Here is a 21,070-nt window from a genome sequence, read left to right on the forward strand (position 1 = left end):
TCGGTGGTCTGTGTCGCGCCTACGCGCGGGAGGGGCCCAGTCCGTGGACGAGCGGTGCGAGGTCGACGCGCGCCTCCAGCGGCCTCGTGGCGCGGACCAGGTCCGGCTGGCGCGGCGCGGGCACGTCGAGGTCGGTGTCCCAGGTGACCGGGCTGCGCAGTGGCGCTTGGATCAGGCTGAAGCCGAAGCGGCTGCGCAGCTCGTGGTTGATCCCACGCCGGCCGTGAGTGTGTTCATCCTCACGACGAAAGAGCGTGGTGAGCCGGACGGCCATGAGATCACACCCCCAGTTCCGATAGCGGTGACCGGGGCAGATCCGCTCCGGCCAGACCGAGACAGCTTTCGCACGGCATACCCACGCCCGGCGCCAGCCACTCGACGTGCGTCCGGGGAAGTGATTCCCCGCACCGCGCGAGCACCACAGTGGAAGAACCCGCGGTGTCCACCTCGAACACGTGCACGACACGGCGGGATTCGCCGGCCCTGCCGGGAGCGAGCCTGCCCGTCATGAGCACGTTCGCCGTCATGCTGTCCTGGATGATCACGCGGTCCCTCCCCCCGAGGTCGGCGACGGTTCGTGGGCTCCGTTGGCGGGCTGGGCCGAATGCAGCAAGCCATTCACCCACCACCGGCGCCCCGATCGATGCGATTAATCCTACTCCTGGAATAATCTTCATGTCGAGATCGGGTCGAGTTGATCACCCGCTTGGCCCTGCGGTTTGCTCCGTAGTGACAGAAAGAAGCCGGGGACGTGCGTGGCGACCGCACACCCTGCAGGAGGCTCGGAGGTACGACCCATGACGGATTATCCGTCGCTCCAGGATTACGACCCGGACAAGGCCGAGGGGCTGTTCGAGGACGCTGCCTGGGAGAAGTCGTTCGCCAGTGAGCCCAATGGCGGCAGCTGCGTCGAGGTCAACCTGGGCCGTTCCGACCTCGTCGGCGTCCGCGACACGAAGCTCGCGTCCAGTCCGGTCTTCGTGTTCGACCGGGGCGAGTGGGAGGCCTTCCTGGTCGCGGTGAAGGCCGGGCAGTTCGACCTGCCGCCCGGCGCCTGACGCTGGGTTCGCGATTTACGCAAGAGTCCGCGTGCGGGCCTTGACGTGAGTGGTTCACCAACTGTCACTCGAACGAGTGAGTTGCGCTGACCCAGGGTGGTCGCCCGGGCGCGAAGCGCCCCAATGTGGCGTTCGGTGCGTTGAGCGCACCGAACGCCACATTGGGGTGGTCGGGTCGGGGTTCAGCGCTTGGCCGAGTACGAGTGCGCACCCGTGCCGGCCAGGTTGCCGCCGTCGACGATGAGGTACTCGTCGCGGATCGGCGTACCGGCGAACCACGACTCGAGGATCTCCCGGGTGCCTGCCGCGTAACGCGTCTGGGCCGAGAGCGTGGAGCCCGAGATGTGCGGCGTCATGCCGTGGTGCGGCATGGTCCGCCACGGGTGGTCGGCCGGCGCGGGCTGCGGGAACCAGACGTCGCCGGCGTATCCGGCGAGCTGACCGCTCTCCAGGGCCCGCACGATCGCGTCGCGGTCGGCGATGCGGGCGCGGGCGGTGTTGATCAGGTACGTCCCGCGCTTCATCGTGGCGATGAGCTTGTCGTCGAACAGACCCTCGGTCTCCGGGTGCAGCGGCGCGTTGATCGTCACGACGTCGCAGTGCGGCACCATGTCCGCGGCGCTCTCGTGGAACGTCAGGCCCAGCTCCTGCTCGACCTCGGCCGGCAGGCGGTGCCGGTCGGTGTAGTGCAGGTGCACGTCGAACGGCTTGAGGCGGCGCAGCACCGCGGTGCCGATACGGCCGGCGGCGACCGTGCCGACGTGCATGCCCTCGAGGTCGTAGGAGCGCGCGACGCAGTCGGCGATGTTCCAGCCGCCGTCGAGCACCGTCTGGTACGAGGGCAGGTAGTTGCGCACCTGCGAGAGGATCATCATCACGACGTGCTCGGCGACGCTGATGCTGTTCGAGTACGTCACCTCGGCCACGGTCACGCCGCGGGCGATCGCGGAGTCGAGGTCGGTGTGGTCCGAACCGATGCCCGCGGTGATCACGAGTTTGAGGTTCTTCGCCTTCTCGAAGCGCTCGGGCGTGAGGTAGGCCGGCCAGAACGGCTGCGAGATCACGATGTCCGTGTCGGGAAGCTCCTGGTCGAAGACCGAGCCCTCGCGGTCCTTGTCGGACGTCACGACCAGCTGGTGGCCCTGGCTCTCCAGGAACTCCCGCAGCCCGAGCTCACCGGAGACGCTGCCGAGCAGGGCGCCGGGCGCGAAGTCGATCGCCTTCGGAGACGGGAGGGTCTGACCGCCGGGGAAGCCGTCGAGGTGGGGAAGATCGTCGCGTGCGTAGGTCTTGGGGTACCCGTCGACCGGGTCGTCGTACAGCACGCAGAGCACCTTTGCCATGGTCTGTCTCCCGAGGTTTTTCGTTGGCAGCTAACGATTTTCAGCTTCCTCCGGTGCCCGGGAGGGGTCAAAGCGTTAGTGCCTATGCCGACATAGGCCCCGGCTATCGCGCGGGCGCGAGGAAACCCGCGAGGACGCGCTCCAGCACTCCCCGGACGTCGACCTGCGGCGTCACCTCGAGCAGGGCGCGGGCGAGGATGGGCTCCGGGTCCCGGTCGGCCATCACCAGCCCGATCTGCGGCGGCTGGGCGGGGTTTTCCAGCGGTACCACACGCATGCCCGGCGGCACGCCGAACATGTGCAGCCACGCGTGGGAGATCACGCTCGACCAACGCCGCGAGGCGACGTGGGCGTAGAGCCCCGACACGGTGTCGGTCTCGATCGCCGGGACGACCGACGCGCCGGCCTCGGCGAAGAGCCCGTCGAGGATGCGCCGGTTGCGCATCTGCTGCCCGAGCAGGCACAGCGGCACGGTCGCGACCTCGGCCCAGCGGACGCGCTCGCGCCCGGCGAGCTCACCGTCGCGCGGTGTCAGGAGCAGGTAGCGCTCCTCGTAGAGCGGATAGGTGCGGACGGCGCCGAGCTCCTCATCGTCCACATAGGTCAGAGCGATGTCCAGTTCGTACTCGGCGAGGCGGCGCGTGATCTCGCGTGACGGAAGGGATTCCAGCGTCACGCGGGCGTGCGGGTGGCGTTCGCAGAACGGGGTCGTGAGCAGCGTCGCGGCGGTCAGCGACGTCGGGATCGTACCGACGCGCAGGACACCCGAGAGGCTGCTGCGCATCGTGGAGAGATCCTGGCGCAGGCCGTCGCACTCGGCGAGGATCCGGTGCGCCCACAGCAGCACGCGCTCGCCTTCGGGCGTCAGGCCCTCGAACCGCCGCCCGCGACGCACGATCGGCGCGCCCAGCTCGTGCTCCAGCTTCCGGATCGCGGCCGACAGCGAGGGCTGCGAGACGTGACAGGCGTCGGCGGCGCGGGCGAAATGGCGTTCTCGCGCGAGCGCGACGAGGTACTCCAGTTGGCGTAGCAGCACATCTCATCATGGCGCACGCCCGGGACCGGGGAAAGGCCTTGCGGCGTCAGGTCAGGTGCCGCAGCACGGCCGCCACCGCCGGCGGGGGATCACCCGCCGGACGGGTCACGGTGATGTGCCAGGTCGGGCCGCCGCGGGAGAAGGGCCGTGCGGCGAGATCGGCGAACCGCGCGGCCACGGACGCGGGCAGGATGCACGCGCCGAGGTCGTGGCGGACGAGCTCCGCCGCGGCGGCGACGTCGGTGACCTCGTGGGCCACGGTGCGGCGCACCTGCGCGGTGTGGAACGCGCGGTCGGTCGCCTCGCGGTTGGCCCAGCCCGGAGCGAAGTCGACGACCGCCGCCGCGGCCGCGTCGGCGGCGGTGACCGGCCGGTCACCGCCGCGATCGCCCGCGGGAGTCACCAGCACCATGGCCTCGCGCCGCAGCGGCCGGCTGACCAGACCGTCCCCGGCCACACAGTCCTCCACGGCGACGAGAGCGTCCACACTGGACTCGTGCACCGCCGAGCGCAACTGCCGCGGCGGGACCAGGAGGACCTGCACCTGCACCCCGGGGTGCTCCCGGCGCAGCGCCGCCAGGGCGCGGTGCGGGTCGGGCCACGCGCCGGGCATCACCCCGATCCGCACGCGGCCGTCGAGTTTCCAGCGCGCCCCGTCCACGGTCGCCCGGGCTTGTTCGGCCGCCTTCAGCGCGGCGCGGGCGGCGGGCAGGAACGCCCGTCCCGCCGGCGTGAGCGCGACGCGGTGGGTGGTGCGCTCGAACAGCGAGGTGCCGAGGTCGCGTTCGAGCGCGCGCACCACCGTGGACACCGTCGACTGCACGGTGTGCAGGCGGTGCGCCGCGGCGGTGAACCCGCCCTCCTCGGCGACCGCGACGACGATCTCCAGCTGCCGCAGGTCCATCCGTCCTCCTCTTCGTCGCGGTCAGGGCAGGGACAGCAGTTCGACGTCACCGCCCCGCCAGCCCGGCGGCACCACGGCGAGGGCGTCGGCGAGCGCCGCGCCCCACAGCGAACCGGGCCGGTCGTGGCCCACCGGGGTGACGTCGCCGCCCGAGCGCACGACGGGCACGAGCCGGGTGTCGCTCGGGTGCGCCGGCAGGGGTTCGGCGGCCCACGCCGTGACGGGCGCCGGCTCGCGGTGCCCGCCGAGCTCGGTCAGCAACGGCATGAGCAGCGTCAACCCGGCCCCGAGTGCCGCGAACGGGTTGCCCGGCAGGCCGACCACGCACCGGCCGTCGGGCAGCACCGCCAGCAGCTGCGGGTGCCCGGGCCGGACCGCGACGCCGTCGACGCGCACGTCGGCGAGTAGCGCGCGCAGCACCCCTCGCAGGTGGTCGGCCGGTCCCTTCGAGGTGGCGCCGCAGACGACCACCACGTCGGCATCGTCGTCGGTCAGCGCCGCGGTGAGGGCGTCGGGCTGGTCGGCGAGCCGGACGAGGCCGTGCTCGTCGGCACCCGCGGCGCGCAGCAGGCCGGGCAGCAGCGGCCCGATCGCGTCACGCACGCGGCCCGGCTCCGGCAGGCCCGAGGTCTGGACCTCGTCGCCGGTCACGACCACCGACACGCGCGGCCGGCGGTGCACCAGCAGCGTGTCGTGCCCGACGGCCGCCGCCGCGCCGAGCACCGCGGCCGTCACGGTGGTCGACGTGGTGAGCAGCTCCTCGCCCTCGGGACAGTCCTCACCCCGGCGGCGGACGTGCTTGCCGGTCACCACGGTGCCACTCACCCGCCGTCCACTGTGGACGGCGTGCTCCACCGGCAGCACCGCCCGCGTGCCGGTCGGGACCGGCGCGCCCGTGGCGATCTCGAGCGCCGTGCCATGGGCCAGCACCCCGGCGTACGGCGCGCCGCCGGCCCGGACCGCGCCCACCACGGTCCACGGTCCGGGCCCGGCGACGGCGTACCCGTCCATCGCCGAGTTGTCGTACGCCGGCATCGGCACCAGGGCACGGACCGGGCTCGCCAGCGCCCGGCCCAGCGCTTCGCCCAACGGCAGCTCCACCGCCTCGAGCGGCTTCACCGCGTCGCGGGCGATCCGGCGGGCCTCGGCCCATCCCCGGTGCATGGCGTACCTCCTAGTCCGGCCGGCCCGCGGCGCCGACCTCGGTCATCGCCCCGGTCCGCTCGTCGTACACGAACCCTCGCACGGACGCGGTGTGCGGCAGGAACGGACTGCTGCGCACGCGGCGCAGGCACTGGCGCACGTCCTGCTCGGCGTCGGTGAACGCCTCGGCCGACCAGGGCGGCCGGATCCCGGTTCCCTGCTCGACCTGGCGGGCGAACTCTGTGTCCGTGAAGGTTCGCATGCCGCAGTCCTCGTGGTGGACGAGGATGATCTCCCGGGTACCCAGCAGCCGCTGGCTCACCGCCAGGGACCGGATCGCGTCGTCGGTCACGGCGCCGCCGGCGTTGCGGATCACGTGCGCGTCGCCCTCTTCCAGGCCCAGCAACCGGTAGACGCTGATCCGCGCGTCCATGCACGCCACCACCGCCACGCGCCGGCGTGGCCGCTTCACCAGCCGGGTGTGGTCGAGACCGCGGTGGTAGCGCCCGGCGTTGGCGACCAGCGCGTCGATCTCGCCCACGGCTACGGCGTTCCCGCGAGGACTTCGCGCACCAGCCGCGCGGTCTCGCTCGGGGTCCGGCCGACACGGATGCCCGCTGCCTCCAGCGCCGCCTTCTTCGCGACGGCCGTGCCCGCGGAGCCGGAGACGATCGCGCCGGCGTGGCCCATCGTCTTGCCCTCCGGCGCGGTGAACCCGGCGACGTAGCCGACGACGGGCTTGCTCACGTTCGCCTTCACGAAGGCGGCCGCGCGTTCTTCGGCGTCGCCGCCGATCTCGCCGATCAGCACGATCACGTCGGTCTCCGGGTCCTTCTCGAAGGCCTCGACCGCGTCGATGTGCGTGGTCCCGATCACCGGGTCGCCGCCGATGCCGACGCAGGTGGAGAAGCCGATGTCGCGCAGTTCGTGCATGAGCTGGTAGGTGAGCGTGCCCGACTTCGACACCAGCCCGATGCGGCCGGGGCCCGTGATGTCGGCCGGGATGATGCCGGCGTTGGACAGGCCGGGGGAGACGATGCCGGGGCAGTTGGGGCCGATGATCCGCGTCTTGCCGCCCTTGGCCACGGCGTGCGCCCAGAACACCGCCGAGTCGTGCACCGGCACGCCCTCGGTGATGACCACGGCCAGGCCGATCTCGGCATCGACGGCCTCGATGACCGCGTCCTTCACGAACGGCGGCGGCACGAACAGCACCACCACGTCGGCGGCGGTCTCGGCCATCGCGTCGGCGACGCTGCCGAACACGGGCAGCTCGTGCTCGCCGACCGCCACCTTCTGGCCGCCCTTGCGCGGGTTCACACCGCCCACCACGTTCGTGCCCGCGGCGAGCATCCGCTTGGTGTGCTTCATGCCCTCGGCGCCGGTCATGCCCGACACGACGACACGGCTGTTCTCGTCCAGGAAGATCGCCACTTCTCAGGCCTCCGCGCTAGCAGTAACGGTCGCGAGCTTGGCCGCCTCGCGGGCGGCGTCGTCCATGGTCTCCACCACGGTCACGAGCGGGTGGCCGGCTTCGGCGAGGATGCGCCGGCCCTCGGCCACGTTGTTGCCGTCGAGGCGCACGACGAGCGGTTTCGTCGCGCGGTCGCCGAGGATCCCCAGCGCCTGCACGATGCCGTCGGCCACCGCGTCGCACGCGGTGATGCCGCCGAAGACGTTCACGAAGACGCTGCGCACGTCGGGGTCGCCGAGGATCACTCCGAGCCCGGCCGACATGATTCCGGCCGACGCGCCGCCGCCGATGTCGAGGAAGTTCGCCGGTCCTCGCGCGCCCAGCTCGGCGGCCGCGGCCGCGACGACGTCCAATGTGGACATCACCAGGCCGGCGCCGTTGCCGATCACGCCGATGTCGCCGTCGAGCTTCACGTAGTTGAGCCCCTGCTCGGCGGCTTCGCGCTCCAGCGGGTCACCGGCGTCCGGGTCGGCGAACGCCGCGTGGTCGGTGTGGCGGAACTCGGCGTTGGCGTCGAGCGTGACCTTGCCGTCGAGCGCGATGACCGCGCCGCCCTTGGTGCGGGCCAACGGGTTGACCTCGACGAGGGTGGCGTCTTCGGCGACGAAGACCTCCCACAGCCGCACCAGCGCGTCGGCGATGTCGCCGGCCACCTCGGCCGGGAACTGCGCCGCGGCGACGATCTCGGCCGCCTTGGCGCGGTCCACGCCGGTGAGCGCGTCGACCGGGACCTTGGCCAGCGCCTCGGGCCGCGTTGCCGCGACCTCTTCGATCTCCATGCCGCCGGCCACCGACGCCATGGCGAGGAACATCCGCTCCGCGCGGTCGAGCAGGTAGGACACGTAGTACTCCTCGGCGATCTCGCTCGCCTCGGTCACCAGCACCTTGTGCACGGTGTGGCCCTTGATGTCCATGCCGAGGATGTCGTCGCCGACCTGTTCCGCGTCGTCCGGCGTGGCCGCGAGCTTGACGCCACCGGCCTTGCCGCGGCCGCCGGTCTTCACCTGGGCCTTCACCACGACGGTGCCGCCGATCACCACGGCGGCCGCGCGCGCTTCTTCCGGGCTCGTGGCGACACGGCCGCGGGGGACCGGTACGCCGTGCGAGGAGAACAGCTCGCGCGCCTCGTGTTCGAAGAGATCCATCTGAGTCCTTCCTGGCGGGCCCGGGTGGGCCGCGAACGGGACTGGGGAGAAAAGGGCCGTCGGGCGTGGCGTCATCCGCAGCGGCTCCGGCGAAAAAAACCTCCGGACAAACCTGCGGATGGCCCTGGACAGCGGGTCGCTCGGAGAGTAATTCTAATGCCTACCTCATACGGTATGCAATCTACAGTTTTCGGTGAAGGTGCCGCTGACCTGGAGGGATGCCCTTCGCCGCGGCTGTGGACCGACGGCAGTGCAGACCGGGGAGCGCACCGGAACGAGCGCCCGGATCAGAGAGGTCCGGCGTGAGACCAGAGGAGTTGAGCAATGGCGCCAACCACGACCGGCCAGAACGTCGACAAGGACCGGGCCGCCCCTGCGACGAACGGCGGCCAGCCGGCTCCGGACACGATCTCCGGCGGGCACCTGGTGGCCAAGGCGCTCAAGGCGGAGGGCGTCGACACGATCTTCACGCTGTGCGGCGGGCACATCATCGACATCTACGACGGCTGCGTCGACGAGGGCATCAACGTCATCGACGTACGCCACGAGCAGGTCGCCGCGCACGCCGCCGACGGTTACGCGCGCATCACCGGCCGGCCCGGCTGCGCGGTCGTCACCGCGGGCCCGGGCACCACGGACGCGGTGACAGGTGTGGCCAACGCCCTGCGCGCGGAGAGCCCGATGCTGCTGATCGGCGGTCAGGGCGCGCTGAGCCAGCACAAGATGGGCTCACTGCAGGACCTCCCGCACGTGGACATGATGAACCCGATCACCAAGTTCGCCGCGACGGTGCCCTCCACCGCCCGCGCGGCCGACCTCGTGTCGATGGCGTTCCGCGAAGCCTTGGCGGGCGCGCCCGGCCCGGCGTTCCTGGAGATTCCGCGCGACGTGCTCGACGCCCGCGTGCCGCTGTCGGCCGCGCGGATCCCCGAGGCGGGCCGCTACCGCGCGTCCACCCGCAGCGCCGGCGACCCGGCCGACATCGAACGCCTCGCCGACCTGCTCGTGCACGCGAAGAAGCCGGTGATCCTCCTGGGCAGCCAGGTCTGGACCACCCGGGCGGCCGAGCCTGCGGCGGAACTCGTGCGCACGTTGAACATCCCCGCGTACATGAACGGCGCGGGCCGCGGCACCCTGCCGCCGGGCGACCCGCACCACTTCCAGCTCTCGCGCCGGTACGCGTTCGACAACGCCGACGTGATCGTGATCGTCGGGACGCCGTTCGACTTCCGCATGGGCTACGGCAAGCGGCTTTCGCCCGAGGCCACGGTGGTGCAGATCGACCTCGACTACAAGACCGTCGGCAAGAACCGCGACATCGACCTCGGCCTCGTCGGCGACGCCGGCCAGATCCTCGCCGGGGTGTCGCAGGCCGCGTCGGGCCGCGTCGACAACGGCGCGCCCGCCCGCAAGCCGTGGCTGGAAGAACTGCGCACCGTGGAGGAGAAGGCGAAGGAGAAGCGCCTGCCGCAGCAGCACTCCGACGCGAACCCGATCCACCCGTACCGGCTCGTGCACGAGATCAACGAGTTCCTCACCGAGGACTCGATCTACATCGGCGACGGCGGCGACATCGTCACGTTTTCCGGCCAGGTCGTGCAGCCGAAGTCGCCGGGACACTGGATGGACCCGGGCCCGCTGGGCACCCTTGGCGTCGGCATCCCGTTCGTGATGGCCGCCAAGCACGCCCGTCCGGACAAGGAGGTCGTCGCGCTCTTCGGCGACGGCGCGTTCTCCCTCACCGGCTGGGACTTCGAGACCCTGGTGCGGTTCAACCTGCCGTTCGTCGGGATCGTCGGCAACAACTCGTCGATGAACCAGATCCGCTACGGCCAGGCGCAGAAGTACGGCCTGGCGCGCGAGCGCATCGGCAACACCCTGGGCGACGTCCCCTACGACCAGTTCGCCCGCATGCTCGGCGGCTACGGCGAAGAGGTCCGCGACCCCAAGGACATCGCGCCGGCGCTGCAGCGCGCTCGCGAGTCGGGCAAGCCGTCGCTGATCAACGTCTGGGTCGACCCGGACGCGTACGCCCCCGGAACCATGAACCAGACGATGTACAAGTAGTCGGGAGGCAGGAAAAATGGGAAAGGCACTTGAGGGCGTCCGCGTCCTCGACATGACCCATGTCCAGTCGGGACCGTCGTCGACCCAGATCCTCGCCTGGCTCGGCGCGGACGTGATCAAGGTGGAGACGCCGGGACGCGGTGACATCACGCGCGGCCAGCTGCGGGACCTGCCCGGAGTGGACAGTCTCTACTTCACGATGCTGAACGGGAACAAGCGCAGCATCACGCTCAACATGAAAAGCGAAGAGGGCAAGGAGATCTTCACCAAGCTGGTGTCCGGTGTGGACATCCTCGTGGAGAACTTCGGTCCCGGTGTGGTCGACCGCTTCGGCTTCTCCTGGGAGAAGCTGCAGGAGATCAACGAGGGCCTCATCTACGCCTCCATCAAGGGCTTCGGGCCGGGCCGCTACGCCGACTTCAAGGCCTACGAGGTCATCGCGCAGGCCATGGGCGGCTCGATGAGCACCACCGGCTTCGAGGAGGGCCCGCCCACCGCGACCGGTGCGCAGATCGGCGACTCCGGCACCGGCATCCACCTCGTGGCCGCGATGCTCGCCGCGCTCTACCAGCGCACGAACACCGGCCGCGGGCAGCGGGTGCAGGTGGCCATGCAGGACGCCGTGCTCAACCTCTGCCGCGTCAAGCTGCGCGACCAGCAGCGCCTGGCGCACGGCCCGCTCGGCGAGTACCCCAACGAGGTGTTCGGCGACGAGGTGCCGCGCTCGGGCAACGCCTCCGGCGGTGGCCAGCCCGGCTGGGCGGTGCGCTGCGCGCCCGGCGGCCCGAACGACTACATCTACGTGATCATCCAGCCGGTCGGCTGGCAGCCGCTCACCGAGCTGCTGGGCCAGCCCGAGCTCGCCGAGGACCCCGAGTGGGCCACGCCCGAGGCCCGGCTGTCCAAACTGGACAAGGTGTTCGCGCTCGTGGAGCAGTGGACCGAGCGCCACACCAAGTGGGAGGTCATGGAGAAGCTCAACGCCCACAACATCCCGTGCGGCCCGATCCTGTCCACGAAAGAGCTCATCGAGGACGAGACGCTGGCCGAGCTGGGCACCGTGGTCGAGATCGACCACCCCGAGCGCGGGAAGTTCAAGACCGTGGGCTGCCCGCTCAAGCTGTCCGACTCCCCGGTGGACATCGGCCGTTCGCCGCTGCTGGGCGAGCACAACGGCGAGGTGCTGAGCGAGCTCGGCTACGCGACCGACGACCTCGAGCGGCTGCGCACCGCAGGCGTGATCTAAGGAGATTCTGGATGACCACGGGAACCGGCCGCGAAGCGGTCGAGAAGATCCTGGCACAGGCGGCGGCCGAGGGCCGGTCGTCGCTCACCGCCCCCGAAGGCCGCGCGGTCTGCGAGGCCTACGACATCCCCACCCCGCAGGAGCGTCTCGCGACCTCGGCCGACGAGGCCGTGGCGCAGGCGCAGGAGATCGGCCTGCCGGTGGTGCTGAAGATCGTGTCGCCCGACATCCTGCACAAGACCGAGGCCGGCGGCGTGCTCGTCGGCCTGCGCACGGCCGAGCAGGTGGCCGACGGGTACGCCACGATCCTGGCCAACGCCAAGGCCTACAACGCCGAGGCGAGCATCATCGGCGTGCAGGTGCAGCAGATGCTGACCACGGGGCAGGAGGTCATCATCGGGTCGGTCACCGACCAGACCTTCGGCAAGATCGTGGCCTTCGGGCTCGGCGGCGTGCTCGTCGAGGTGCTCAAGGACGTGACCTTCCGGCTGGCCCCGACCAGCGAGGACGAGGCACTGTCCATGGTGGACGGTATCGCCGCGGCCGAGGTGCTCAACGGCGTGCGCGGCAGCGAGCCGGTGGACAAGAAGGCCCTGACGGCCATCATCCACAACCTCTCGCAGCTGGTCAGCGACTTCCCGCAGCTCGCCGAGGTCGACCTCAACCCGGTGCTCGCCACGGCCGACGGCGCGACCGCGGTCGACGTGCGCATCCTGGTCGACCCGGACGCGGCGAAGGAGCCGGTGCGGTTCACGCAGGAGGAGATCCTCGCGTCGATGAACCGGATCATGAAGCCGGCCGCCATCGCGGTGATCGGGGCTTCGGCCGAGGCCGGCAAGATCGGCAACTCGGTCATGAAGAACCTCGTCAACGGCGGTTACGCGGGTGAGATCTACCCGATCAACCCCAAGGCGTCGGAGATCCTCGACCGCAAGGCGTACGCGAGTATCTCCGACGTACCCGGAGACGTGGACGTCGCGGTGTTCGCCATCCCGGCGAAGTTCGTGGCGGCAGCGCTGGAAGAGGCCGGGGCGAAGGGCGTGGCCGGGGCGATCCTGATCCCGTCCGGGTTCGGCGAGACCGGCAACATCGAGCTGCAGAACGAGGTCGTCGCGATCGCGCGCAAGCACGGAGTGCGCGTCCTCGGCCCCAACATCTACGGCTACTACTACACACCCGAAAACCTGTCGGCGACGTTCTGCACGCCGTACGACGTCAAGGGCGGTGTCGCGCTCTCCTCCCAGAGCGGCGGCATCGGCATGGCGATCCTGGGCTTCAGCCGCTCGGCGGGCATGGGTGTGTCGTCCATCGTGGGCGTGGGCAACAAGGCGGACATCGACGAGGACGACCTGCTCACCTTCTTCGAGCACGACGAGAACACCCAGCTCGTCGCGATGCACCTCGAAGACCTCAAGGACGGCCGCTCGTTCGCCGAGACCGCCAAGCGCGTGTCGGCGAAGAAGCCGGTGGTCGTGCTCAAGGCCGGGCGCACCTCCCAGGGCGCCAAGGCGGCGAGCTCGCACACCGGCGCGCTGGCCGGCAACGACAAGGTCTACGACGACATCCTGCGCCAGAGCGGCGTGATCCGGGCCCCCGGGCTCAACGACATGCTCGAGTACGCCCGTGGCATCCCGTTGCTGCCCACGCCGCAGGGCGAGAACGTCGTGATCATCACCGGCGCCGGCGGCTCGGGCGTGCTGCTGTCCGACGCCTGCGTGGACAACGGTCTTTCGCTGATGGAGATCCCCGGCGACCTCGACGAGGCGTTCCGGAAGTTCATCCCGCCGTTCGGCGCGGCCGGCAACCCGGTGGACATCACGGGTGGCGAGCCGCCGTCGACCTACCGGAACACGATCGCGCTCGGCCTTTCGGATGAGCGCATCCACTCCTTGATTCTCGGCTACTGGCACACGATCGTCACGCCGCCGATGGTGTTCGCCGAGCTCGTGGTGGACGTGGTCGAGGAGTTCCGCCGCAAGGGGATCCACAAGCCGGTGGTGGCGTCGCTCTCGGGCGATGTCGAGGTGGAGCAGGCGAGCGACCACCTCTACGCCAACGGGATCGTCGCCTACCCGTACACGACCGAGAAGCCCGTGGCGGTGCTCGGTGCCAAGTACCGCTGGGCGCGGTCGGCCGGACTGCTCGGCTGATCACTTCCGGCGAGAGGGAAGGAGGCGTATCTTGCCGGACACCTAGCCGTCGGCCAAGCGGGGGACACGAGCACACGCACGAAGCGCCGGGCGCGCGGTCGCGCCCGGCGGGGGGCAAGGAGCCACCCCACTCAGAGGGAACCGAAGTCAACGTTGACGAAAGAGAACTCTCATGACCGCAGCCTTACCGACGTACCAGGAGATCGTCGACGACAACGGACGCAAGTACCGGATCGGTGAGAGTCCCAGAGACATCATGGGCCGCTCACGCGCATTCATGGTCTGGCTGCCGTGGGTCGCCATGATGGCGGTGAGTGTGTTCGAGTACGGCTGGGGAGCCGTCGAAGGCACGCTCGAAGACAAATATGGCTGGTCGCTGTCGGACGCGTTCTGGCTGGCCAGCATCTGGGCCGTGTTCCAGGCCGGGGTCGCGTTCCCGGCCGGGCGGCTGCGCGAGAAGAACATCGTCTCGGCGAAGACCGCCATGCTGTTCGGCGCGCTCTTCTCCGGGATCGGCTACTTCACCATCGCGCACAGCGGGAACCTGGTGCTCGCCTTCATCGGGTACTCCGCGCTCGGCGGCACCGGCGCCGGGTTGGTCTACGCCACCTGCATCAACATGGTCGGCAAGTGGTACCCCGAGAAGCGCGGTGCCCGCACCGGCTTCGTGAACGGCGGTTTCGCCTACGGTTCGGTGCCGTTCATCTACCTGTTCAGCGCGTTCCTCGGCCACGAGAACCTGACCATCACGCTCGACGCCATCGGCCTCTACATGCTGCTGGTCGTCGGGATCTGCGGGTTCCTGTTCAAGGACCCGCCGAAGAACTGGTGGCCCGCGGAGGTCGAGCCCATCGCGTGGCTGAAGGGAAAGGCGACGGGCAGCGCCAAGAGCCTGGAGAAGAACCCGCCCGCCGTCCGGCAGTTCACGCCGATGGAGGCGATCAAGACCGGCATGCTCCCGCTGATGTGGGTCACGCTGATCGTGATCGGCGGCGTGTCGTTGTTCGGCATCAACTTCCAGGTGCCGTTCGCCGAGGAGAGCCACTTCGGTGCGTTCGTCGCGGCGTCTTCGGCGGGCATCCTCGCGATCGTCAACGGCGTCGGCCGCGGCCTGGTCGGCTGGGCGTCGGACCGGATCGGCCGCAAGGCCACCCTGTTCTGGGTCCTGGTGATCGCGGCGGTGGCGCAGTTCGGCGTGATGTGGTCGGGCAACACGCACAGCCTGTTCTGGTTCATGGTGTTCGCGGTCCTGACCGGGTTCGGCAGTGGCGCGTTCTACCCGCTGTTCGCCGCGCTCGTGCCGGACTACTTCGGCGAGAACCACAACGCCACGAACTACGGCCTCGTCTACAGCGCCAAGCTCATCGGCGGTGTCGGCGGTGGTGGTCTCGCCGCGGGCGTGATCGCGGCGTGGGGCTACACCGGTGCCTACGTCCTGGCCGGTTGCATCGCGTTGCTGTCGGCCTTCATGGTGCTGTTCCTGCGCCAGCCGGGCCGCCGCAGCGGCCCGACCGCCTCGGAGCAGACCGGCGTGGTCGCGCAGGCCTCACCGGCCGCCGGGACCGCCGGCAGCTGACGCCTGCCGGGGTTTTCGGTACAGGGCCCGGGAGTGAGGGGGCGGCTGACGCCCGCCCCCTCACTCCCGGGCTGCTTCGGGCCGCTCGTGGAACGCCCGGCGCGTGCGTTCCGTGTGGTGGGCCATGATCTTCTCCGCCTTGTCGACCTCGTGCGCCGCGACGGCCTCGATGAGCTCGGCGTGCTCGTGCCAGGCGTCGTGGCCGCGGGGCCGGGCGATCGGCGTGTAGTACCAGCGCACGCGGCGGTCGACGAGCCCGATCAGCTCGGCCAGCACGGCGTTGCCGGTCAGCTCGGTGAGGAACGAGTGCAGGTCGGCGTTGGCCGAGACCAGGCCTTCGCTGTCGTCGGCGGCGAGCGCTTCGAGACCGGCGTTCTGCAGCTCCCACAGCCGGGCCACGTCCGCCTCGGTCGCGCACGCGGCGGCCAGGCGGGCCGAGTGGGTCTCGAGCACCGCGCGAACACCGAGCAGCTGGTCGGCCTCCTCGTCGGTGGGCATGTGCACGAACGCGCCCTGCGCGGGCCGCAGGTCGACCCAGCCCTCGGTCTGCAGGCGCTGCAGCGCTTCGCGTACCGGCTGTCGGCTCACGCCGAGGTACTCCGCCAGGTCGGCCTCGACGAGGTGCTGCCCGGGCTCGAGCGTGCGGTTGATGATGAGCTCGGCCAGCGCGTCGTACACGACCTGGCGAAGCGGCGCCGGCCGCTCCACACGCTGGGCGGACTTCGCCGCGAGGGACCCCTTGGCCGTTCGCCGACCGGTGGGCCCGCGCTCGGGCAGGGGAGAGGCGGGCTGGGTCACGGGGCACCTCTGGTCTGAGTAGACGCGGTCCGCGGGAACGCGGGGAAACCGCGGGATTTCGTGGAGCTGATCCGAGAATACAGGTTTTGGTATGCAAAATCCCAACTCTTCACTCTGTGGCCTGGATCTCACCCGAAGTGGATCAATCGGACGGGCGTGAAATGACAATCAGTATCGGGTCCGCCTGCTCCGCCCGGGTGTCATCGGCGAATTCCATCACCGGATCCTGGTGCCTGAGCGCATCTCGGGATACTGTATGCAATCGCTGTGTTCGACCGAGCGGGAGGCACACAATGCGGGTTGCTGTTCTGGGCGCGGGCGCGATCGGCGCCTACGTGGGTGCGGCTATGCACCGAGGCGGCACCGAGGTCCATCTGGTCGCGCGCAAGGCGCACCTCGAGGCGATGCGCGAACACGGAGTGCGGGTGCTCAGTCCCCGCGGAGACTTCACCGCGCGTCCCCACGTCACCGACGACCCGGCCGAGATCGGCCCGGTCGACTTCGTTTTCCTCGGGCTCAAAGCCCATTCCTACCCGAGCAGCGGTGAGCTGCTCGAACCACTGCTGGGCCCGGACACCGCGCTCGTCGCGGCGCAGAACGGCATCCCGTGGTGGTACTTCCACGGCCTGGCCGGACATCCGCTGGAGGGTCACCGGGTCGAGACCGTCGACCCGGACGGCGAGACCAGCCGGGTGATGGCGGTCGAGCGCGCCATCGGGTGCGTCGTCTACTGCTCCACCGTGATCGAGGAGCCGGGCGTGATCCGGCACCTCGAGGGCACGCGGTTCTCCCTCGGCGAGCCGGCGGGCGGGGTCTCACCCCGCTGCGTCGCGCTGTCCGAGGCGATGATCGAGGGCGGCCTCAAGGCGCCCGTCGAGCCCAACCTGCGCGACGACATCTGGGTCAAGCTCATGGGCAACGTCGCCTTCAACCCGTTGAGCGCGCTGACCCGGGCGACGATGGCGCAGATGTGCGAGCACCAGGACACGCGCGAACTCGTGGCCACGATGATGACCGAGACCCTCGCGATCGCCCGGGCCGCGGGGGCGGATCCCCAGGTCTCCGTGGAGAAGCGGATCGACGGCGCCTGGCGCGTCGGCCACCACAAGACGTCGATGCTGCAGGACCTCGAGGCCGGCAAGCCGCTGGAGATCGACGCCATCATCGGCGCCGTCGTCGAGCTGGCCGAGCTCACCGGGGTGCCCGCACCCGCGCTGCGCCACGTGCACGCGGCCATCGGCTTGCTGAACCGGACGGCCACCGCCGTGCCGGTCGGCTGACACCCATCCCACCACCTCCTGGAGGCAGAAGATGAAGCGCAGGAAGGACACCACGCCGTACGCCCGGCTGACGGAGCCGCTGGTGCGGGACTCCGGTGTGCTGCGGCCGGCGACGTGGGAAGAGGCGCTCGACCGCGCCGCCGCGGGGTTCCGGCGCACGCTGGAGACGAAGGGCCCCGAGGGCTTCGGCATGTTCTCCTGCGCGCGGTCCACGAACGAAATGAACTACGTGGCCCAGAAGTTCACCCGCGCGGTGATGGGCACCAACAACGTCGACTCGTGCAACCGGACCTGCCACGCCCCCAGCGTGGCGGGTCTGGCGCGGGTGTTCGACAGCGGCGGCGGCACGTCGTCGTACGCGGAGATCGAAGACTCCGACGTGATCGTGATCTGGGGCGGCAACCCGCGCGAGGCGCACCCGATCTTCTTCCAGCACGTGCTCAAGGCCGTCCACAAGGGAGCGAAGCTCTTCGTGGTGGACCCGCGCCAGACGAGCACGGCGAAGTGGGCGCACCGGCAGCTGCAGCTGGAGGTCGGGACCGACATCCCGCTCGCCAACGCGATCGCGCGGGAGATCATCCACTCCGGACTGGCCAACACCACGTTCATCGAGCGGGCCACGGAGGGCTACGAAGAGTTCGCCGCCTCCGTGGAGCCGTGGACGCTCGAGGTCGCCGAGCAGGTCACGAAGGTGCCGGCCGAGCTCATCAAGGAGCTGGCCCACACCTACGCGCGCGCCGACCGCGCGCAGATGTCGTGGACGCTGGGCATCACCGAACACCACAACGGCACCGACAACGTGCTGTCGCTGATCAACCTGTCGCTGCTGGCCGGGCAGGTCGGGCGCTACGGCGCCGGGCTGAACCCGTTGCGCGGGCAGAACAACGTGCAGGGCGGCGGCGACATGGGCGCGATCCCGGACCGGATGCCCGGGTTCCAGGACATCCTCGACCCGGCCGTGCGCGCGAAGTTCGACGAGGCGTGGGGCTCGCACATCCCGGCGTACAAGGGCAAGAACCTCACACAGATGCTCGAGGCGATGGAGGACGGCCTGATCACCTGCGTGTACGTGATCGGGGAGAACCCGGTGCAGTCCGAGGCCGACTGCGAGCACACGATCAAGCGCCTGTCGAACATCGAGCACCTGGTGGTGCAGGACATCTTCCTCACCAAGACCGCGCAGCTGGCCGACGTGGTGCTGCCCGCGTCGGCCGCGTGGTGCGAGAGCGACGGCACCTTCACCAACAGCGAGCGGCGCGTGCAGCGCGTGCGCAAAGCGGTGAACCCGCCGGCCGGCGCGCGCGACGACATCGAGGTGCTCTCGGAGCTCGCCCGCCGCCTCGGGCACGACTGGCACTACAGCGGCGACGACGGCCGTGAGGTGTGGGACGAGCTGCGGTCGCTCTCGCCGATCCACACCGGCATGAGCTACGAGCGCCTCGAGGAGCTCGGCGGCATCCAGTGGCCGTGCTACAGCGAGGACACACTGGAGCCGTCGTTCCTGCACGCCCGCCTGTGGGCCGAGGACCCGGCTGAGCGCGGCCGGCCGGCGCCGTTCACCGTGCTGCGCCACAGCCCGCCGGTCGACGTGCTCGACGACGAGTTCCCGTTGCGGCTCACCACGGGCCGGCGGCTCGACTCGTACAACACCGGTGTGCAGTCCGGCGGGTTCCCGTCACCGCGCCGGCGCGGCGAGACGCTCGACCTGTGCTCGGCAGACGCCGCGCAGCTGGGTGTGGTGGAGGACGAAATGGTGCAGATTTCCTCGCGGCGGGGCGCGATCGTCGCGCCGGTGCGGATCGACGAGGGGCTGCGCCCCGGCCTGGCGTTCATGACGTTCCACTTCCCGGACGAGGTCGACGTCAACGTGATCACCATCGAGGCGACGGATCCGGTGGCGGGGACGGCTGAGTACAAGGCCGCCGCTATCCGGGTGGATAAATTGTCTTCGGGGGGTCCAGGGGGGCTTGCCCCCCGGCTGGGGTCTGGGGCTCGGCCCCAGAAGACACAGCTCGACGCGGTCGCGGGCTGAGGGGGCAGGGATGGATCTTCAGTTCCTCGACGCGAAGGCCACCTTCGAAGAACGCGCGGCCGTGGACGCGTTGCCCGAGGGTGCGGCGCGAGACCAGTTGCTGCCCGCGCTGCACGCCGTGAACGACCGCGTCGGCTGGATCAGCCAGGGCGCGCTGAACTACATCTGCGAGAAGCTGCACGTGCCGCCGGCCGACGCGTACGGCGTGGCGAGCTTCTACTCGCTGTTCTCGCTCACCGAGCGACCGGAACGGGTGGTGCACGTGTGCACCGACCTGGCGTGCCGCGTCAGCGGGGCCGACACGGTGTGCGACACGCTCACCGAGCACGTCGGCCCCGCGGGCAAGGCGCGCGGCGGCGTGACGTGGCTGCGCAGCCCGTGCCTGGGTGTGTGCGAGAAGGCGCCCGCGGCGCTGGCGTTCGAGGCCGGCGACCCGGCGGGCAGCGAGCTGCTCGCGCCCGCCACCGGCGCGGAGGTCGTGCTGGCCGCGGGCCGCTCTCCGGCCACGGAGGAGGGTGCGGCGCCGGTGCTGCACCAGACGGACCGGGAGTCGCTCAAGCTGCTGCACCGGGTCGGGGCTGTCGACCCGGAAAGCCTCGACGACTACCGTGCCACCGGCGGCTACGCGGCGCTGCGCAACGCGTTGCAGCTCGGCCCGAACGGCGTGATCCGCGAGGTCACCGACTCCGGGCTGATGGGCCGCGGCGGTGCCGCGTTCCCGACCGGGCGCAAGTGGGAGGGCGCGGCGCGCCAGCCCGCCCTGCCGCACTACCTGGTGTGCAACGCGGACGAGAGCGAGCCCGGCACGTTCAAGGACCGCGTGCTGCTGGAGGGCGACCCGTTCGCGCTGGTCGAGGCGATGACGATCGCCGGGTTCGCGACCGGCGCCACCCTCGGCTACCTGTACCTGCGCGGCGAGTACCCCCGGGCGCGCCGGCTCGTGCAGAACGCGATCGACGTCGCCCGCGAGCGCGGGTTCCTCGGCACCGACATCATGGGCCACGAGGGGTTCTCGTTCGACATCGAGATCCGCCGCGGCGCCGGCGCCTACATCTGCGGCGAGGAGACGGCGATCTTCAACTCGATCGAGGGCTTCCGCGGGGAGCCGAGGTCGAAGCCGCCGTTCCCGACCGAGCAGGGCCTGTTCGGCAAGCCGACAGTGGTGAACAACGTCGAGACGCTGGTCAACGTGCCGCCGATCCTCACCGCCGGTTACGCGGCGTACCGGAAGATCGGCACGGAGAAATCGGCCGGGCCCAAGCTGTTCTGCCTGTCGGGCAACGTGCGCAAGCCCGGCGTCTACGAGGTCCCGTTCGGCACCACGCTGCGCGAGCTGCTGGAGCTGGCCGGGGGAGTGCCGGAAGGCCGCGAGCTGCGGGCGGTGCTGCTGGGCGGCGCGGCCGGCGGGTTCGTGCGGCCCGACGAGCTCGACCTGCCGCTGACGATGGAGGACGCGCGCGCCGCCGGCACCACGCTCGGCTCCGGCGTCGTCCTGGCGCTGGACGACAAAGCCGACCTCGGCGGGTTCCTGCTGCGCATCGCGTCGTTCTTCCGCGACGAGTCGTGCGGGCAGTGCGTGCCCTGCCGGATCGGGACGGTCCGGCAGGAGGAAGCGGTGAGCCGCATCGTCGGCGGCCGCAAGCTGAGTACCGGCGCGGACGATCTCGCGCTGCTGCGGGAGGTTGGGCAGGTGATGCGGGACTCTTCGATCTGTGGGCTGGGGCAGACGGCGTGGAACGCGATCGAGTCGGCCGTCGAGCGGCTGGGTGCGTTGGACGGAGCGGAGTCATGACCACCGACGACACACTCTTTACCGTG

General features: G+C 70.5%; 18 protein-coding genes. 8 read left to right on the forward strand and 10 right to left on the reverse strand.

Annotated features, from left to right (window positions below; translation table 11 throughout):
• Positions 1–19 precede the first annotated feature (19 nt).
• On the reverse strand, positions 20–274 hold the full coding sequence (locus ABZU76_RS23805) for a hypothetical protein (protein WP_285970871.1): 255 nt from the start codon (positions 272–274) through the stop codon (positions 20–22).
• 4 nt (positions 275–278) lie between these two features.
• On the reverse strand, positions 279–545 hold the full coding sequence (locus ABZU76_RS23810; RefSeq protein ID WP_354873173.1) for a hypothetical protein: 267 nt from the start codon (positions 543–545) through the stop codon (positions 279–281).
• Between the two features lie 252 nt (positions 546–797).
• On the opposite strand from ABZU76_RS23810, the gene ABZU76_RS23815 reads away from it, so the two are divergent.
• Positions 798–1,058 (forward strand): DUF397 domain-containing protein, encoded by a 261-nt coding sequence (locus tag ABZU76_RS23815; protein WP_220245878.1) that lies wholly within the window; start codon positions 798–800, stop codon positions 1,056–1,058.
• A gap of 182 nt (positions 1,059–1,240) precedes the next feature.
• Here the strand turns inward: ABZU76_RS23815 and ABZU76_RS23820 are convergent, their stop codons facing one another.
• The 7 genes from ABZU76_RS23820 to sucC form a co-directional block, all read right to left on the reverse strand.
• Positions 1,241–2,401, reverse strand: a complete 1,161-nt coding sequence (locus tag ABZU76_RS23820) for an NAD-dependent formate dehydrogenase (protein WP_354873176.1) — start codon at positions 2,399–2,401, stop codon at positions 1,241–1,243.
• Between the two features lie 103 nt (positions 2,402–2,504).
• The gene (locus ABZU76_RS23825) at positions 2,505–3,437 is read right to left on the reverse strand and encodes a LysR family transcriptional regulator (protein WP_354873178.1); all 933 of its coding nucleotides are present in this window, start codon (positions 3,435–3,437) and stop codon (positions 2,505–2,507) included.
• Between the two features lie 46 nt (positions 3,438–3,483).
• Positions 3,484–4,341 carry a LysR family transcriptional regulator gene (locus ABZU76_RS23830; protein ID WP_354873180.1) on the reverse strand — a complete coding sequence of 286 codons (858 nt, stop codon included), beginning with the start codon at positions 4,339–4,341 and terminating at the stop codon, positions 3,484–3,486.
• Positions 4,342–4,362: 21 nt separating this feature from the next.
• Entirely contained in the window at positions 4,363–5,505 is a 1,143-nt protein-coding gene (locus ABZU76_RS23835) for a molybdopterin molybdotransferase MoeA (protein WP_354873182.1), read from the reverse strand.
• Positions 5,506–5,515: 10 nt separating this feature from the next.
• Positions 5,516–6,025, reverse strand: coding sequence for a carbonic anhydrase (locus ABZU76_RS23840; RefSeq protein ID WP_304504299.1), 510 nt, complete (start codon positions 6,023–6,025; stop codon positions 5,516–5,518).
• Positions 6,026–6,027: 2 nt separating this feature from the next.
• Positions 6,028–6,918, reverse strand: coding sequence for a succinate--CoA ligase subunit alpha (gene sucD / locus ABZU76_RS23845; protein WP_354873184.1), 891 nt, complete (start codon positions 6,916–6,918; stop codon positions 6,028–6,030).
• Between the two features lie 3 nt (positions 6,919–6,921).
• Positions 6,922–8,103: an ADP-forming succinate--CoA ligase subunit beta gene (gene sucC, locus ABZU76_RS23850; RefSeq protein ID WP_354873186.1), complete on the reverse strand. Its 1,182-nt coding sequence runs from the start codon at positions 8,101–8,103 to the stop codon at positions 6,922–6,924.
• 324 nt (positions 8,104–8,427) lie between these two features.
• Here sucC and ABZU76_RS23855 point away from each other — a divergent pair, with 324 nt between their 5' ends.
• From ABZU76_RS23855 to ABZU76_RS23870, 4 genes are all read left to right on the forward strand, one after another.
• Positions 8,428–10,170: a thiamine pyrophosphate-binding protein gene (locus ABZU76_RS23855; protein ID WP_220240586.1), complete on the forward strand. Its 1,743-nt coding sequence runs from the start codon at positions 8,428–8,430 to the stop codon at positions 10,168–10,170.
• Between the two features lie 16 nt (positions 10,171–10,186).
• Positions 10,187–11,416 (forward strand): formyl-CoA transferase, encoded by a 1,230-nt coding sequence (gene frc, locus ABZU76_RS23860; RefSeq protein ID WP_354873189.1) that lies wholly within the window; start codon positions 10,187–10,189, stop codon positions 11,414–11,416.
• Positions 11,417–11,427: 11 nt separating this feature from the next.
• Positions 11,428–13,566 carry an acetate--CoA ligase family protein gene (locus ABZU76_RS23865; RefSeq protein WP_354873191.1) on the forward strand — a complete coding sequence of 713 codons (2,139 nt, stop codon included), beginning with the start codon at positions 11,428–11,430 and terminating at the stop codon, positions 13,564–13,566.
• A 172-nt stretch (positions 13,567–13,738) separates the two neighbouring features.
• Positions 13,739–15,142, forward strand: a complete 1,404-nt coding sequence (locus tag ABZU76_RS23870) for an OFA family MFS transporter (RefSeq protein ID WP_354873193.1) — start codon at positions 13,739–13,741, stop codon at positions 15,140–15,142.
• 60 nt (positions 15,143–15,202) lie between these two features.
• Here the strand turns inward: ABZU76_RS23870 and ABZU76_RS23875 are convergent, their stop codons facing one another.
• Positions 15,203–15,940, reverse strand: a complete 738-nt coding sequence (locus ABZU76_RS23875; protein ID WP_220240590.1) for a GntR family transcriptional regulator — start codon at positions 15,938–15,940, stop codon at positions 15,203–15,205.
• Between the two features lie 293 nt (positions 15,941–16,233).
• Here ABZU76_RS23875 and ABZU76_RS23880 point away from each other — a divergent pair, with 293 nt between their 5' ends.
• From ABZU76_RS23880 to ABZU76_RS23890, 3 genes are read left to right on the forward strand one after another with little or no spacing between them, the layout of a single operon-like run.
• Entirely contained in the window at positions 16,234–17,220 is a 987-nt protein-coding gene (locus ABZU76_RS23880; protein ID WP_354873195.1) for a 2-dehydropantoate 2-reductase, read from the forward strand.
• A gap of 31 nt (positions 17,221–17,251) precedes the next feature.
• Positions 17,252–19,252, forward strand: a complete 2,001-nt coding sequence (locus tag ABZU76_RS23885; protein ID WP_354873197.1) for a molybdopterin-dependent oxidoreductase — start codon at positions 17,252–17,254, stop codon at positions 19,250–19,252.
• Between the two features lie 10 nt (positions 19,253–19,262).
• A complete protein-coding gene (locus tag ABZU76_RS23890; RefSeq protein ID WP_354873199.1) occupies positions 19,263–21,044 on the forward strand; it encodes an NAD(P)H-dependent oxidoreductase subunit E in 1,782 nt (593 codons plus the stop codon).
• The last annotated feature ends 26 nt before the right edge of the window (positions 21,045–21,070 follow it).

The organism is Amycolatopsis sp. NPDC005232 (assembly GCF_040607795.1).
In the GTDB taxonomy this organism is placed as follows: Bacteria; Actinomycetota; Actinomycetes; order Mycobacteriales; family Pseudonocardiaceae; genus Amycolatopsis.